Origin of the sequence: Paraburkholderia phytofirmans PsJN, assembly GCF_000020125.1 — a bacterium.
In the GTDB taxonomy this organism is placed as follows: Bacteria; Pseudomonadota; Gammaproteobacteria; order Burkholderiales; family Burkholderiaceae; genus Paraburkholderia; species Paraburkholderia phytofirmans.
This window is the reverse complement of sequence record NC_010681.1, coordinates 2,555,197-2,569,700: the sequence shown is the minus strand read 5'-3', so window position 1 is coordinate 2,569,700 and position 14,504 is coordinate 2,555,197. Positions and strand designations below refer to the sequence as shown.

Annotated in this window: 16 protein-coding genes; 12 read left to right on the top strand and 4 right to left on the bottom strand. The window is 64.6% G+C overall.

What is annotated here, in order from left to right:
* The first annotated feature begins 100 nt into the window (after window positions 1-100).
* The 8 genes from BPHYT_RS11310 (at window position 101) to BPHYT_RS11275 (ending at window position 8,392) form a co-directional block, all read left to right on the top strand.
* The gene (locus BPHYT_RS11310) at window positions 101-1,018 is read left to right on the top strand and encodes a LysR family transcriptional regulator (protein ID WP_012433277.1); all 918 of its coding nucleotides are present in this window, start codon (window positions 101-103) and stop codon (window positions 1,016-1,018) included.
* 361 nt (window positions 1,019-1,379) lie between these two features.
* Entirely contained in the window at window positions 1,380-2,153 is a 774-nt protein-coding gene (locus BPHYT_RS11305) for an apurinic/apyrimidinic endonuclease family protein (RefSeq protein ID WP_041758986.1), read from the top strand.
* A 309-nt stretch (window positions 2,154-2,462) separates the two neighbouring features.
* Window positions 2,463-3,446: a sugar kinase gene (locus BPHYT_RS11300; protein ID WP_012433275.1), complete on the top strand. Its 984-nt coding sequence runs from the start codon at window positions 2,463-2,465 to the stop codon at window positions 3,444-3,446.
* Window positions 3,447-3,610: 164 nt separating this feature from the next.
* The gene (locus BPHYT_RS11295; protein ID WP_012433274.1) at window positions 3,611-4,906 is read left to right on the top strand and encodes an MFS transporter; all 1,296 of its coding nucleotides are present in this window, start codon (window positions 3,611-3,613) and stop codon (window positions 4,904-4,906) included.
* On the top strand, window positions 4,906-5,871 hold the full coding sequence (locus BPHYT_RS11290; RefSeq protein WP_012433273.1) for a 2-hydroxyacid dehydrogenase: 966 nt from the start codon (window positions 4,906-4,908) through the stop codon (window positions 5,869-5,871). Before BPHYT_RS11295 ends, BPHYT_RS11290 begins: the two co-directional genes overlap by 1 nt.
* A 19-nt stretch (window positions 5,872-5,890) precedes the next feature.
* Window positions 5,891-6,979, top strand: a complete 1,089-nt coding sequence (locus BPHYT_RS11285; protein ID WP_012433272.1) for a LacI family DNA-binding transcriptional regulator — start codon at window positions 5,891-5,893, stop codon at window positions 6,977-6,979.
* 71 nt (window positions 6,980-7,050) lie between these two features.
* The gene (locus tag BPHYT_RS11280; protein WP_012433271.1) at window positions 7,051-7,869 is read left to right on the top strand and encodes a YhfC family intramembrane metalloprotease; all 819 of its coding nucleotides are present in this window, start codon (window positions 7,051-7,053) and stop codon (window positions 7,867-7,869) included.
* Between the two features lie 154 nt (window positions 7,870-8,023).
* Window positions 8,024-8,392, top strand: a complete 369-nt coding sequence (locus BPHYT_RS11275) for a DUF3022 domain-containing protein (protein WP_012433270.1) — start codon at window positions 8,024-8,026, stop codon at window positions 8,390-8,392.
* A gap of 45 nt (window positions 8,393-8,437) precedes the next feature.
* Here the strand turns inward: BPHYT_RS11275 and BPHYT_RS11270 are convergent, their stop codons facing one another.
* Window positions 8,438-8,875, bottom strand: coding sequence for a PGDYG domain-containing protein (locus BPHYT_RS11270; protein ID WP_012433269.1), 438 nt, complete (start codon window positions 8,873-8,875; stop codon window positions 8,438-8,440).
* 298 nt (window positions 8,876-9,173) lie between these two features.
* The gene (locus BPHYT_RS11265) at window positions 9,174-9,689 is read right to left on the bottom strand and encodes a Spy/CpxP family protein refolding chaperone (protein ID WP_012433268.1); all 516 of its coding nucleotides are present in this window, start codon (window positions 9,687-9,689) and stop codon (window positions 9,174-9,176) included.
* A 198-nt stretch (window positions 9,690-9,887) separates the two neighbouring features.
* Between BPHYT_RS11265 and BPHYT_RS11260 the strand changes: the two genes are divergently transcribed.
* From BPHYT_RS11260 to BPHYT_RS11250, 3 genes are all read left to right on the top strand, one after another.
* Window positions 9,888-10,772: a LysR family transcriptional regulator gene (locus BPHYT_RS11260; protein ID WP_012433267.1), complete on the top strand. Its 885-nt coding sequence runs from the start codon at window positions 9,888-9,890 to the stop codon at window positions 10,770-10,772.
* Window positions 10,773-10,937: 165 nt separating this feature from the next.
* Window positions 10,938-11,396: an Lrp/AsnC family transcriptional regulator gene (locus BPHYT_RS11255; RefSeq protein WP_012433266.1), complete on the top strand. Its 459-nt coding sequence runs from the start codon at window positions 10,938-10,940 to the stop codon at window positions 11,394-11,396.
* A 223-nt stretch (window positions 11,397-11,619) separates the two neighbouring features.
* Window positions 11,620-12,717 (top strand): saccharopine dehydrogenase family protein, encoded by a 1,098-nt coding sequence (locus BPHYT_RS11250; RefSeq protein WP_012433265.1) that lies wholly within the window; start codon window positions 11,620-11,622, stop codon window positions 12,715-12,717.
* Between the two features lie 151 nt (window positions 12,718-12,868).
* Here the strand turns inward: BPHYT_RS11250 and BPHYT_RS11245 are convergent, their stop codons facing one another.
* Together BPHYT_RS11245 and cydX are read right to left on the bottom strand one after the other, a co-directional pair.
* Window positions 12,869-13,486 carry an AAA family ATPase gene (locus BPHYT_RS11245; protein ID WP_012433264.1) on the bottom strand — a complete coding sequence of 206 codons (618 nt, stop codon included), beginning with the start codon at window positions 13,484-13,486 and terminating at the stop codon, window positions 12,869-12,871.
* The gene (gene cydX / locus BPHYT_RS36905; RefSeq protein ID WP_012433263.1) at window positions 13,483-13,632 is read right to left on the bottom strand and encodes a cytochrome bd-I oxidase subunit CydX; all 150 of its coding nucleotides are present in this window, start codon (window positions 13,630-13,632) and stop codon (window positions 13,483-13,485) included. Before cydX ends, BPHYT_RS11245 begins: the two co-directional genes overlap by 4 nt.
* Before the next feature lie 388 nt (window positions 13,633-14,020).
* Between cydX and BPHYT_RS11230 the strand changes: the two genes are divergently transcribed.
* Window positions 14,021-14,497, top strand: coding sequence for a hypothetical protein (locus tag BPHYT_RS11230; protein WP_012433262.1), 477 nt, complete (start codon window positions 14,021-14,023; stop codon window positions 14,495-14,497).
* Window positions 14,498-14,504: the final 7 nt, after the last annotated feature.

Below are 14,504 nucleotides of genomic sequence, written 5' to 3'. Positions count from 1 at the left end.
TGACGAAGATTCTATGGGGCTAATCCTAAATTAGAGATATCGATATGAAAAATCGTGATTTAGAATGTAAGGTATCGTCTCAGCCGATACTTTGACCTCCATGACCCCGGATCAACTTATAACTTTCGCTGCCGTCGCCGAGCATCGCAACATCAGCCGGGCGGCGGTGGCGCTGCATTTGTCGCAGCCCGCCGTGTCCGGTCAACTTCGGCAGTTGCAGGACGAATTCGGCGAGCCGCTGTATCAGCGTGACGGCCGCGGCGTGCGGCTCACGCCGGCGGGCGAGCAGCTCGCCAGCTATGCCACGCGCCTGCGCGACACCTGGCGGCAGGCGCATGCGTACCGCGACGCCTTGCGCGGCCTGGAGCAGGGCACGTTGCGGATCGGGGCGAGCACCACGCCCGCGAGCTACCTGCTGCCGTATCTGATCGCCGACTTCCATCGCCGCTATCCGGACGTGACGCTGCATACGGCGGACGGCAACACCACGGAGATCGTCGGCGCGCTCGATTCGGTGGACATCGCGATGATCGAGGGGCCGGTCGGCGTGGATCTGCCGCCGGACACCGCGGTGCACTCGTGGCGCGAAGACGAGATCGTCGCGATCATGCCGCGCACGCATCCGTTGGCGGAGTTGGCGCTGTCGGCGCAATCGGCGGAGGTGGGCCAGGGCGGCCAGGCGGGGCTCGCGGCTTTCGGCGAATATCCGCTGGTGTTGCGCGAGGCGGGCTCGGGCGTGCGGCAGATCGTCGAGCGGGCGTTCGCGCGGGCCGGCGTGCCGATGCGCGTGGCGCTGGAGATCGCGGGCGTCGAAGGCGTGAAGGAAGCGGTGCGCGCGGGCATGGGCATCGGCTTTGTGTCGGCCATGTCGATGCGCCATGAGGACCGCGCGCTGTGTCTGCTGTCGCTCAGCCCGGAGCCGCTCACGCGGCGCCTGTCGATTCTGGTGCCGCATGCGAGCGCGCCGTCGCGGGTGGTGGAGCAGTTTCTCGCGTTGTGTCTCGCGGACGAGCTCTGAGTCTTCGGCGCCGGCAATCGGCGCGCCGCGTGCGGGTGGTTTTGCGTAAAACGCGTCGCGGTCTGGCGTGCAGCCCGAGACGGTAGAGAGTGGCGCCGCGGCTTGCGCCGCAGGTCGGCGCTGGTGCTGTTAGAGCTGCTAACCGCCGGATAAATTTTCCCGGTCGAGAGCCGCCAAATTGACCAATCCCTCCCGCAACTCCCACACCGTGCCAGCCCGCGCCTGGGGATTTCCACTATGGTGCATGACGGCGCCCTCGGCGCACTATTCGGGCAACGAAAGCGCCTCGGCGCTTTTTTTGGAAGTGCATTTGGAACCGGTTCCAAATGCCGATCATGAGACAGGTTTGAGTAAATTCGACATGGCTGATGCAGTGGACGTGGTGATCGTCGCAAGCGCATTCGGGATGGACGCGGTCCGCACGGACGGTCATCTGAAGTGGGCGCAAGCGAGCAAACAGGCCGGCGCGGCGGGTTTCGAAGTGCGCCGCGAACTGTTCGCCAACGAAAGCGACGCCGCGCCGCACAAACTGCGCGAACTCGGCGGGCAAATCGCGGAATTGGGCTTGTGGTCCGTGTATTCCACGCCGGCTTCGCTGTACACGGCGCAGGGCAAGCTCGACGCCGAAGCGTTGCGTCTCTCGATCGAAGAAGCGCTCGCGCTCGGCGCGCGGTTCGTGAAGCTGCAACTCGGCGGTTTCGCCACCGACGCCAATGCCGCCGTGATCGCCGATCACATGCGCTGCGCGGAACTGCGCCTCGTCGTCGAAAACGGGCAGTTGGCCGAGGGTGGTTCGCTCGCGCAGTTCACCGGCCTGTTCGACGCGTTGGCGCGCGAGGGCCACGCCGATGTGCTCGGCATGACCTTCGACATCGGCAACTGGGCCTGGCGCGAGGTAATGCCGCTCGACGCAGCCGCGCCGCTGGCCGCGCATGTGGACTACATCCATTGCAAGACTACGGTGGGTGAGGGCACACGACGCTTTCCCGCCGCCCCGGCCGCCGACGACGCGCAGTTTGCAGCCGTCCTCGACAAATTGCCGCGTCATGTGCCGCGCGGCATCGAGTTTCCGTTCGATACGAGCCGTACGGATGCGGACGCGGCGCATTACGTCGCGTGGCTGGCCGCCGCGTGAGCGGCATGTGGAACCTGAGAGATAGAAGCGGCACCGAGAAAAGCACGCGGCAACAAGCACGCGGCAAACGGGCCGCAGCAATGGAAAGCGGCGTGGGAAGCGGCAAACGGAAGGCAGCTAACGGAAAGTAGCGAACGGCAAGCGGCAGACGCAAAGCAAACGGAAAGCGCAAACGGAAAGCATGAACGGCGTGCGCTAAGCGGTAGGCCCAAACGACACGCTGCCAACCTCGCGCTGCATATCGTAAGCGACAACCACCCACGCAAAACACGCAAAACACGCAGCAAAAAGGATCCGCAGGAGCAAAGCATGAGCAAGACAACCACATCACTCGATGTCATCACCTACGGTGAAGCGATGGCCATGTTTGTGGCCGCCGAAACCGGCCCGCTCGCGGGTGTCGGTCAGTTCACGAAGCGCGTCGCCGGCGCCGATCTGAACGTGGCGATCGGTTTGTCGCGCCTCGGCTTCAAGGTCGGCTGGATGAGTCGCGTCGGCAACGATTCTTTCGGCCAGTACGTGCGCGACACGTTGACGAAAGAGGGCATCGACCAGGGCTGTGTCACGACCGACGAGCGCTACCCGACCGGCTTCCAGCTCAAGTCGAAAAACGACGACGGCAGCGACCCGGCGATCGAGTATTTCCGCAAGGGTTCGGCGGCGAGCCATCTCTCGCTGGCTGACTATGCGGCCGACTACGTCCTGCAAGCGCGTCACCTGCATCTGACCGGCGTGGCCCCCGCGATTTCGGCGAGCTCGCGCGAACTCGCGTTTCACCTGGCGCGCGAAATGCGTGCCGCTGGCAAGACGATTTCGTTCGACCCGAACCTGCGTCCGACGCTGTGGCCGTCGCGCGCCGCGATGGTCGAAGGTCTGAATGCGCTCGCCGCGCTGGCCGACTGGGTGCTGCCCGGTATCGGCGAAGGCGAGATTCTGACCGGCTACACGCAGCCGGATGACATCGCGAAGTTCTATCTGGAGCAGGGCGCGCGCGGCGTGATCATCAAGTTGGGCGCGCAGGGCGCGTACTTTCGCACCGCCGACGATGCCGCCATGATCGCCGGTCAGCCGGTTGCGAAAGTCGTGGACACGGTCGGCGCGGGCGATGGTTTCGCCGTCGGCGTGGTCAGCGCTTTGCTCGAAGGCAAGTCGCTGCCGCAAGCGGTGGCGCGCGGCAACCGCATCGGTGCGCTTGCGATTCAGGTGATCGGCGATTCGGAAGGGTTGCCGAGCCGCGCCGAACTCGACGCGTTGGAAGCCGCGCAAGCGCCGTCCGTCGCGGCCGCGGCCTGACGACAGAAAAGCCCGAAAAGGCCCGAAAGCACCGCGCGGCTCGCAAAACCGCAAGACCGCAAGCCGCGTTGAACCAAGCCACTTCGATAACAGCAAGAGCGCTCGAACAGAGCGCCCCAAGACCGTCCATCATTGTTTCGGGAAGCCGTCCAAGGAGACACCCCATGACCTCATCGCTTGCGATTCGCCGTTGGTGGACGATCATGCCGATCGTATTCATCACCTACAGCCTCGCTTATCTGGATCGCGCGAACTACGGTTTCGCGTCGGCCGCCGGCATCAACCAGGATCTTGGCATCAGCAAGGGACTGTCGTCGCTGATCGGCGCGCTGTTCTTCCTCGGCTATTTCTTCTTCCAGATTCCCGGCGCGATCTACGCGGAACGCCGCAGCGTCAAGAAACTCGTGTTCTGGAGCCTGATTCTGTGGGGCGCTTGCGCGTCGCTCACCGGCATGGTCAGCAATATCCCCTCGCTGATGGTGATCCGCTTCGTGCTCGGCGTGGTCGAAGCCGCGGTGATGCCGGCCATGCTGATCTTTATCAGCAACTGGTTTACCAAGAGCGAGCGCTCGCGCGCCAACACGTTCCTGATTCTCGGCAATCCGGTGACGGTGCTGTGGATGTCGGTGGTGTCGGGCTATCTGGTGCATTCGTTCGGCTGGCGCCACATGTTCATTGCCGAGGGCGCGCCCGCGATTCTCTGGGCCGTGTGCTGGTGGTTCATCGTGAAGGACAAGCCGCAACAGGTGTCGTGGCTCACGCAGCAGCAGAAGGACGACCTCGCCGAAACGCTGCGCGCCGAGCAGGCCGCGATCAAGCCGGTGCGCAACTACAGCGACGCGTTCAAAACGCCTGCGGTGATCAAGCTGTGCGCGCAATATTTCTGCTGGAGCATCGGCGTGTATGGTTTCGTGCTGTGGCTGCCGTCCATCTTGAAGAACGGTTCGACGCTCGGCATGGTCGAAACCGGCTGGCTCTCGGCGCTGCCTTATCTTGCCGCGACTATCGCGATGCTTGCAGCTTCGTGGGCATCGGATAAACTCAACCGCCGCAAGGTCTTCGTGTGGCCGTTCCTGCTGGTCGGCGCGGTCGCGTTCGCGGCGTCGTACGCGCTCGGCTCCACGCATTTCTGGCTCTCGTATGCCTTGCTGGTGATCGCCGGCGCCGCGATGTACGCACCGTATGGCCCGTTCTTCGCGATCGTGCCGGAACTGCTGCCGAAGAACGTCGCGGGCGGCGCGATGGCGCTGATCAACAGCATGGGCGCGCTCGGTTCGTTCGTCGGCTCGTATGTGGTCGGCTATCTGAACGGCGCGACCGGTTCGCCCGCCGCGTCGTATGCATTCATGAGCGTGGCGCTCGTCACCGCCGTGATTCTGACGCTGATCGTCAAACCGCAGCAGCAGGAAAGCAGCAATGCGGCCACCGCACGCCACCCCGTCGCAAGGAAAATAAGCTGATGAAGAAGATCGTCGCCTGGAAGTCGTTGCCCGAAGATGTGCTCGCCTATCTGCAACAGCATGCGCAAGTCGTGCAGGTCGATGCCACGCAGCACGACGCTTTCGTGGCCGCGCTGAAAGACGCGGACGGCGGCATCGGTTCTAGTGTGAAGATCACGCCGGCGATGCTCGAAGGCGCGACGCGGCTCAAGGCGCTGTCGACCATCTCGGTGGGATTCGACCAGTTCGACGTGGCCGATCTCACGCGCCGCGGCATCGTGCTCGCGAACACGCCGGACGTGCTGACCGAGTCCACCGCGGACACGGTGTTCTCGCTGATTCTCGCCTCGGCGCGGCGCGTGGTCGAACTCGCCGAATGGGTGAAGGCGGGGCACTGGCAGCACAGCATCGGCCCGGCATTGTTCGGCGTCGACGTGCAGGGCAAGACGCTCGGTATCGTCGGGCTCGGGCGGATCGGCGGCGCGGTGGCGCGGCGCGCGGCGCTCGGCTTCAACATGAAGGTGTTGTACACCAACCGCAGCGCGAACCCGCAGGCCGAAGAGGCTTACGGTGCGCGGCGCGTCGAGTTGGCGGAACTGCTCGCCACGGCAGATTTTGTCTGCCTGCAAGTGCCTTTGACGCCGGAAACGAAGCATCTGATCGGCGCGGCCGAGCTGAAGTCGATGAAGAAAAGCGCGATCCTGATCAACGCCTCGCGCGGCGCGACCGTCGACGAAAAGGCGCTGATCGAGGCGCTGCAGAACGGCACGATCCACGGCGCCGGTCTCGACGTGTTCGAGACCGAACCGCTGCCGTCCGACTCGCCGCTGCTGAAGCTGGCGAACGTGGTCGCGCTGCCGCATATCGGTTCGGCGACCCATGAAACCCGTCACGCGATGGCGCGCAATGCGGCGGAAAATCTGGTCGCCGCGCTCGACGGCACGCTGACCAGCAATATCGTCAACCGCGAAGTGCTTTCCAAATGAGCCTATCGAAGAGGAGCCGATGAGCACCACGCCGCAGGCCGCGCCGCGCCGCGCGACGATCACCGACGTCGCGCGCGAAGCCGGCACCGGCAAGACCAGCATCTCGCGCTATCTGAACGGCGAGATGAGCGTGCTGTCGCCGGAACTGCGCGCGCGCATCGAAGCCGCGATTGCGCGCCTCGACTATCAGCCCAACCAGATGGCGCGCGGCCTCAAGCGCGGCCGCAACCGCCTGATCGGCATGCTGCTCGCCGACCTCACGAATCCCTACACGGTCGAAGTGCTGCAAGGCGTGGAAGCGGCATGCCACGCGCTCGGGCTGATGCCGCTGATCTGTCACGCGGCAAACGAAGTCGAGATGGAGCGGCGCTATCTGCAACTGCTCACCACGTACAGGGTGGAAGGCGTGATCGTCAATGCGCTCGGCGTGCGCGAGGAAACGCTGCGGCCGGTGGGCGGCGGCGGGATTCCGGCGGTGCTGGTGGACCGTTCGGTGGATGGGCTCGTCACGGATATGGTCGGGCTCGACAACCGGGCGGCGGCTGAACTTGGTACGCGGCATCTGCTGGACAATGGTTTCGACGAGATCTGGTTCGTGGTTCAGCCTTTCGAGCAGGTCAGTTCGCGGCAACTGCGCGAAGCGGCGTTTCGTGAGGCGATGAGTGCTCAAGGCGAGCAACGCGGCAAGAGCGCGGCGCGTGGTCACACGCTGGTGCTCAACCTCGCGGACGCGGACGAGGTGGCGCGCAGCCTCGCTGAACTGGACCGCGCGATCGACGCAGCCGCTCAAGCGAGCGATGCCGCCGCCGCCACGGGCAACGCCGCGCGCATCGCCCTGTTCGCGGCCAATGCGCCCGTCGCGCTATGCCTCGCCTTGCATCTGAAAGCGCGCTACGGCGCCGACTGGCAAGCCCGCGTCGCGCTGCTTTCCATCGACGACCCCGACTGGGCCGAACTGACCGGCGTCACCACGATCCGCCAGCCGACCTACGAGATCGGCTACCGTGCGGTCGAGTTCCTGCACGAGCGTATCGAAGGCGTACAGACCATCGCGCGCGACTGTCTTCTGCCGGGCGAATTGATCGTCCGCGCCTCCACTTTGCGCTGAATGCCCGCCGATCTGCGATCATTCGGGCTGCGGCGCGCAGCGGGTGCGCGCCGGTCATCGCAAGGAAACTCATGGTAGTTGCACCGCTTACCCTCTCGAGCCTCGCCCTCGCGACGCTGCTCGTCGCCGCTTTACCCTTCCTGATCTACCGCCGTCTGCGCCGGCCGCTCGCGCTCAAGCCGCGTGACGCCATCACCGGCATCGCCGTGTTCGCGCTGTTCGCCATGGTGATCGAGCGCGCGCTGAACGACTACGTGCTGCATCGGAACGAAGCGACCGCGAACTTCCTGTCGAATCCGCTCGCCTTCGTGGTGTACGGCGCGCTGGCCGCGGGTATTTGCGAGGAAGTGGGGCGCTTCATCGGCATGCGGCTGCTGCTCAGGCGGGCGGCGGCGAAGGCCGGCTCCACGTCGCTCGCGGCGGGCACGAACGACGGCACCGCGCTGACCTACGGCCTCGGCCACGGCGGCGCCGAAGCATGGCTTGTCGGCGTGCTGGTGCAGATTCAATGGATCCTGTTCGCGGTCTTCGAAAACCGCGGCCAACTGGACGGCTATCTGAGCAATCTGCCGACCGATTCGTTGATGCGCATTCACCTGATTCTCGCCAGCCTGACGCCGCAGACGGCGGGCATTTTCGCGCTCGAACGAGTGGCCGCGCTGGTGTTCCAGATCGGCTTGTCGGTGTTGATGTGGCGCGGCTTGCGGGCCGGCTGGCGCGGCATACTGCCGCTCGCGATCGGGTTGCATGCGCTGGTGGATGTGCCTGCGGCGATGTTTCAGGCGCAGCTCGTGCCGCTTGCGGCGGTGGACGCCTTGTATGCAGTGGGGGCGGTGATCGTCGCGGGGTTGTTGTTCCGGGCGTACAGGCGTCCTGTGGTGGCCGCTTGATGGCCGCTTTGTGCGTGCGTGACGATGGCGCGAAGACGGCGTGAAGGCTGCTTGAAGACCGCGCGATGGCGCGCATGAAACGCGCCCCATCCTGCACCGTCAACCGTTCTCTACAATCGGCCTCTTTTCAAGGCCACCCTTTCGGCACACTTCAATGGAAGAAGCTTACCAATACGACTGCGCCAATCCCGAGTTCGAGGAACTGGCGCGTGTCATCAGCGATCTGTTTCCCGAGCAGACACAGTTCATTCAGCGCGCCGCGGAAGACGGCACGCCGACGCTGGCGATTCACTGGGTGGCGATGCGTTTCGGCTCTACCGCGCGCCGTATCGTGATGACCGTGGTGACCGCCCCGGCCGCGTTGGCGCGTTATCGCGCGTTGCCGGCGCGGTTGCGCGGCCGCAGTTTCGCGGTGCTGCGCGCGTATGTCGAAGCGAGCATCGGCTCGCTCGAAGAACAGTATGCGAATGGCGAGGCGGTGCCGCGCGATGTCACCGTGGACCTCGGCGACGAGTTCGCCTGATGCCCATGCGCAACCGGCTCAATCGGCTCAATCGGCTCAACCCGCTCAATCGGCGAGCCGGTAGACCTTCGCGAAACGGGCTGCCTGTACCACGCCGTAGTCGCCCGGCGCGTATTGCATGACCCAGTCGCCGGCGACGCCGCGCAGCACGTCGCCGCCGTTTGCCGAGCGCGCGAGCGTGAACGCCTCGTGCATCTGTTTGGCCAGCACGACGGCGGGGCGGTTGCGGTACGCGCCGGCTTCGCCGTGCACGACGGCGGCGTCGGCGGGGACGTATTTGGCGTCGAAGCGTGCGCGCGAGACGACCCAGCGGTCGCCCGTCGAGCCGGTGATCAGCGCGTCGCCGCGGACATAGCGGTTGGGGCCTTCGAGGCTCATCAGTTCGCCTTCGGCGGCGGCGAATTCAACGCTGACCGTTTCGTCTTTGACGACGCGGCAGGCGTCGGCGTCTTGACTCAGGTCGAGATTTTTCAGTTCGGTCATGAAGCGAGCAGGTGTGGAGAGTTTGACGGCCGCGCCGGACTTGAAGTCTTCGGGCCGCGTACGACTCGCATCATGCCAGATGCATCTGGCGACCGGTTTCTTTTGCGATGGATGGCGGCGCGGATCGTCTGTTTGCCGCGCGGAAATCGCAGGTGCGGGACGAACCGGACCGTGGTGTGGACGGCAGGAAAGTTCGACGTGCGGCAAGCGTGAGGGCGAACCTCTGCCGCACATGGCAAAAAATATCCGCCGCGCGCAGCGTGAACAACCGGCACTGCGCGCAAGCGGGTTTCGATACTTACGGCTTCACCGTGGCGTCGCTTGCCGGAGCAGGCGCGGCCTTGCCGCCTTTACCCTTGCCATGATGACCACGGCCTTCCACGCCGCCCGGCTGATGGAAGGTCACATCAGCCAGCTTCTTCTGTTCCGGCGAGAAGCTGTTGTACAGCGGATCGAACGCATCGACGAGCTTCTTCATGCCGTCCGCGTGCGCTTGCGCGATCGTCGCGTATTGCTTCATGTCGTCGAGCGCCGACACGTTGGTGGCGGCCCGGCGTTGCTGGAACAGTTGGCCCATCGTCTGGCCGTTGCCGCGCATCACGTCGGCGAATGCGTTCCACTGCGATTCCTGCGCCGAGGTGATCTTCAGTTGCGAATGCAGGTAGGCGATGCGGTCTTCGACGTTGCGCTCATGGCCGGCCTTGCCGGCGGGTGCGGAAGCGGCGCTCACCGGTGCCGACGCCGGCGCGGAAGTTTGTGCGAATGCGCCGCTCATGGCGACTGCGGTGGCCAGCATTACCAGTGCTTTTTTCATCGAAACTCCTGATGTCTATTCGAATTGGGACAAGGCTTGCGAGCGAGCGGCCCGTGGTGCGTCAGTCATGCGCGAGTCATGACGATGCACGGCGGCCGGCTGCCCACTTTGCCGTCGCCGCTATTAGTATCACGATATCCCTACAATGCGGCTCTTATGCGACAAACGCTTACAACCGAAACGAACAGGAAATAGCGGGTGGACAAATTCGTCAGCATGGAAATCTTCGTCGCCGTGGTCGAGGCGGGCAGCCTGACCGCGGCCGCCGAGCGCTTCGACATTTCGTCGGCGATGGTGGGCAAGCATATCCGTTCGCTCGAAACGCGGCTCGCCACGCGGCTGTTGACGCGCACCACACGGCGGCAAAGTCTGACGGAGATCGGCCGGCAGTATTACGAGCAATGCCGGCGCATTCTCGCCGACGTGAAAGGGGCCGAGTCGCTCGCCGAGGCGATGGCCGCCGCGCCGCGCGGCGTGCTCAAGGTGACGGTGCCGCTCACCTACGGCGTGGAAGTCTTTTCCCCGGCGATGACCGAGTTCCTGAGCGCATGGCCCGACATCACGCTCGAACTCGATCTGTCGAACCGTATCATCGACCTGGTGGAAGAGGGCTTCGACGCGTCGGTGCGCATTGGCCGCCTGCCGGATTCGAGTTTCGTGGCGCGGCCGTTGAAGCCTTACCGGATGCGCGCGTGCGCGTCGCCCGCGTATCTGGCGCGGGCCGGCACGCCGCGCACGCCGGAGGATCTGATGCATCACGAATGTCTCGGATTTCTGCATTGGGGCCGCGAAGGTTTGTGGCGTCTCGGCGGCGACAACGCGGACGAATGCCAGTTGCGCGCCGGACGGTTTCGCGCGAACAACGGCCAGGCGCTCAAGGTGGCCGCGTTGCATGGCTTCGGGCTGGTGTTGCAGCCGGAGGCGCTGCTGGCGAGAGAGATTGCCAGCGGCGAACTGGTGTCGGTGCTGGAAGATTATTTGCCCGATGGCGCGCCGGTCCATCTGCTGTATCCGCGCGATCGCCGCGCCACGCCCAAGCTGACCAGCTTTATCGATTTCGTGGTCGAACGGTTCGGTGTATGAGCCTCGCGGCGCATGCGCTGCCGTGATGCGCAGAACGCCTGCCATTTGGTGACATCTCGTGCGATCCCTGTCGGCGTGTTGATGGCAATCGACTCGCCGACTTCTCCATTTGCCGATAAAGACGCGCGATAATCCGCCTCACCTGAGCCACTTCCTTTCCCCTCGATGAGACCACCGCGCCTCGACCAACTCGACGACCTCGACCGCAACCTCGTTGCGCTGCTGCAAGCGAACGCTCGCGAGAGCGTCGCCAACCTCGCTCGCCAGCTCGGCGTGGCGCGCACCACGGTGATCGCGCGCATCGCGCGGCTCGAACGCAGCAACGTGATCGCCGGGTACAGCGTGCGGCTCGGCCAGGACGTGCTCGACTCGAGCATCGTGGCTTATGTCGGCATCATCATCGCGCCGAAGCATGGGCCTGCCGTGCAGAAACGCCTCGGCAAGATGCCGGAGGTGCAGTTGCTGTGCGCGGTGAGCGGCGAGTTCGATTACGTTGCGTGGCTGCGCGCCGATTCGCCTGATCGCCTGAACGATCTGCTCGATCAGATCGGCGAACTGGAAGGCGTGGAGCGGACCACGACTTCGATCATTCTGGCGCGCAAGATCGATCGCGGCATGGTGTGAGCGACGCCTGACGTTTACCCCATTTTTATACTTTTTCGACACATTGACTGACTGGTTCGTCATAACGTCGAACCTCATGGTCATACCGCAGCATTTTGCGCGTATGAACTGTTTTTGCTTCTCCCTAAACTGTTGCTGAAGGGTACAGCCCGCCGGGCGCCGCGCCACGAGCGCAGCGCACTTCCCAGAGCTGGAGACAGCACACAATAATCAGGAGAAGCGCATGAAAGTAGCCATCGTTGGCGCAGGTTTGATCGGTCACACCATCGCCCACATGTTGCGCGAGACCGGCGACTACGACGTCGTCGCATTCGACCGCGACCAGCACGCGCTCGACAAACTCGCCGCCCAGGGCATTCCGACCCACCGCGTGGATTCCGCCGATGCCGCCGCGCTGCGCGCCGCCGTGCAAGGCTTCGACGCGCTCATCAACGCGCTGCCGTATTACCTCGCGGTGAACGTGGCCTCGGCGGCCAAGGGCGCGGGCGTGCATTACTTCGATCTGACGGAAGACGTGCGCGCCACGCATGCGATCCGTGCGATCGCCGACGACGCCGATCACGCTTTCATGCCGCAATGCGGTCTCGCGCCGGGCTTCATCGGCATCGCCGCGCACGAACTGGCGAACCGCTTCACGGAAATCCGCGACGTCAAGATGCGCGTGGGCGCGCTGCCGGAATTCCCGACCAACGCGCTGAAGTACAACCTGACGTGGAGCGTCGACGGTCTCATCAACGAGTACTGCCAGCCGTGCGAAGCGATTCGCGACAGCCGCACGCAGTGGGTGCAGCCGCTCGAAGGCCTCGAACATTTCTCGCTCGACGGCACCGAATACGAAGCCTTCAACACCTCCGGCGGCCTCGGCACGCTGTGCGAGACGCTGTCGGGACGGGTCGAGTCGCTCGACTACAAGTCGGTGCGCTATCCGGGTCACCGCAACCTGATGCAGTTCCTGCTCGAAGACCTGCGTCTTGCCAGCGACCGCGACACGCTCAAGACCATCATGCGCCGCTCGGTGCCCTCCACGGCGCAAGACGTGGTGCTGGTGTTCATCACGGTGAGCGGCATGCGCGACGGTCAACTGGTGCAGGAAGTCTTCACTCGCAAGATCTTCGCGAAGACGGTGTGCGGCGTGCCGATGAGCGCGATCCAGATCACCACGGCCGGCGCGATGTGCGCGGTGCTCGATCTGTTCCGCGAACAGAAGCTGCCGCAGAAGGGCTTCGTGCGCCAGGAGCAGGTGTCGCTGCGCGATTTCCTCGCGAACCGCTTCGGCCAGTTGTACGAAGGGCAGGCACTGGAGACGATGGCGACGGTCTGAAGGATCGGCACCGAGGGCCGTGCGACAACGCGGCAATGCGGCAACGCGCATGAAATGTCTGCCGTGAGCAACCAGGAAGGCTTCGCAGAGAGCCGAGGAAACGCCCCGATATTCTCGGGGCGTTTTCGTTTTTATCGATGCCGACGCTGCGCTACACAGGCACCGGCGGCATGAGCGTCGCCGCCCGCGGCTCGCCGACGATGCGCGCGAGCAGAGCTTCATAGTCCGCCGAAGCAGGCGCGGTATTGTCGAACATCAACAGGTCGTCGCGGATGTCGCCGCTGGGCTCGAAACGGCGCTGCCGGTACTCGTCCCAGTGCGCAAGCTTGTACGCGTCGTTCGGATTGGCGCGCGCCAGAATCCGCTGACGCGCCATCTCTTCCGACGTAAAGACCCATACGACCCGCAGCGTCACGTCCGTACCAACACCGAGCCACGCGCGATCGAACAGACGCCGCTCGCGTACTTCGCGCGAGAGCGGCCCGACCACGAGCGCACTGACGCCGAGTTCGAGATTGTCGCGGGCAGTATCGAGCAGGCCGCGATATTCGGGATCGCGCAGATGCTGCAGGAATAGCGGGCTGTCGCGGTCGTTCGAATCGCCGGTCAGCATGGCCATGGCGGCCGCGCTGTAGCCGCCGTAGAGCGTGTCTTTATCGAGCAGGCAGAAGGGCGTCGCGCTCGCTTTCATTAGCGGGCCGAGCAGTTTCTTCGCGAGCGTGGTCTTGCCGGTGCCCGCGTGACCGCAGATGAAAACCAGATGAGTCACGAAGGCGCGTCCTCGGGTGTGGCGGGTACGGCGCGGGCGCGTTGCGGGTCACGCGTGAACTTGTCGCCGGCCTCCAGCCACATCACGTTGATGATGCCGAAGCCCAACGCCACGCCAATGCCCAGAATCCAGGTGAAATACCACATTGCAGTCTCCTTGGTCGTATGTCGGACGAGGCCGGACCTGAAGCGTTTCACATTGCCGTCAGAGCGATGGCGAGATGCCGGCGGGTGAAGGTGTGCGCCGGAAGCAAGGGTAAGTCCGCAACGTGGAGCTTGCACGCGGCAGCCGAGGGAATCGCCCGTTGCAACGATCATGAAGAAGAACTCGCCGCCGTGCAAGAGGTCGCGGGGTCGGCCGTTCGGCCAGGCTGGCAGAACGGGCGCGCGTTGCTATGATGCATGGCAAAGGTCGGGCAGTAGCAGCGGGCAGCAACGGGCAGCAGCAATCAGGACGGCCAGGCATCGTTCAGCATCCCGATCGGAAAGAAGACCTCCACGAGCAGGACCAAAACCAACAACACGGGAGACCAGCATGCCGACGCATCCGGACCACCGCCGCCAAGCCGCCCCGGCCGCATTGGCCGCATTCGCGAAGCTGGGCGCGCTTGCCGCGCTAAGTCTCGGCGTGCTCGCCGGCTGTGCCTCGACGCCCGCCGAGCCGGTGCCGTTCAAGCCGGTGCCGGCCGCGCGCATCGTCCAGCCCGGCTACACGGAGCCGGGCGCGGGGCTGGTCGCCGTGGACGTGCGCCGTGAGCGTTCCCGCGACGTGATCGTCCGGTTTCGCGACGCGCTGGTCTACATCGACGGCGAGCAGGTCACTGACCTGATGAACGGCGAGCATGTGGTTTTTTATCTGAGCCCCGGCGTGCATCGCATCGGCGTGTCGACGCAGTTCGATCCGGTGGTTGAAATGCGCTTCACGGTCATCGCCGATACGCGCTACTCCAACCGCGCGTCGGTCACGTTCGGCGACGATCATCGCATCGCGCTGCGCCGGGTCGCGCAATAGCAGCGAT

Coding starts and splice junctions, on each gene's coding strand:
- BPHYT_RS11310 (WP_012433277.1), top strand. CDS start 101: ATGACCCCGGATCAACTTATAACTTTCGCTGCCGTCGCCGAGCATCGC.
- BPHYT_RS11305 (WP_041758986.1), top strand. CDS start 1,380: ATGGCTGATGCAGTGGACGTGGTGATCGTCGCAAGCGCATTCGGGATG.
- BPHYT_RS11300 (WP_012433275.1), top strand. CDS start 2,463: ATGAGCAAGACAACCACATCACTCGATGTCATCACCTACGGTGAAGCG.
- BPHYT_RS11295 (WP_012433274.1), top strand. CDS start 3,611: ATGACCTCATCGCTTGCGATTCGCCGTTGGTGGACGATCATGCCGATC.
- BPHYT_RS11290 (WP_012433273.1), top strand. CDS start 4,906: ATGAAGAAGATCGTCGCCTGGAAGTCGTTGCCCGAAGATGTGCTCGCC.
- BPHYT_RS11285 (WP_012433272.1), top strand. CDS start 5,891: ATGAGCACCACGCCGCAGGCCGCGCCGCGCCGCGCGACGATCACCGAC.
- BPHYT_RS11280 (WP_012433271.1), top strand. CDS start 7,051: ATGGTAGTTGCACCGCTTACCCTCTCGAGCCTCGCCCTCGCGACGCTG.
- BPHYT_RS11275 (WP_012433270.1), top strand. CDS start 8,024: ATGGAAGAAGCTTACCAATACGACTGCGCCAATCCCGAGTTCGAGGAA.
- BPHYT_RS11270 (WP_012433269.1), bottom strand. CDS start 8,875: ATGACCGAACTGAAAAATCTCGACCTGAGTCAAGACGCCGACGCCTGC.
- BPHYT_RS11265 (WP_012433268.1), bottom strand. CDS start 9,689: ATGAAAAAAGCACTGGTAATGCTGGCCACCGCAGTCGCCATGAGCGGC.
- BPHYT_RS11255 (WP_012433266.1), top strand. CDS start 10,938: ATGAGACCACCGCGCCTCGACCAACTCGACGACCTCGACCGCAACCTC.
- BPHYT_RS11250 (WP_012433265.1), top strand. CDS start 11,620: ATGAAAGTAGCCATCGTTGGCGCAGGTTTGATCGGTCACACCATCGCC.
- cydX (WP_012433263.1), bottom strand. CDS start 13,632: ATGTGGTATTTCACCTGGATTCTGGGCATTGGCGTGGCGTTGGGCTTC.
- BPHYT_RS11230 (WP_012433262.1), top strand. CDS start 14,021: ATGCCGACGCATCCGGACCACCGCCGCCAAGCCGCCCCGGCCGCATTG.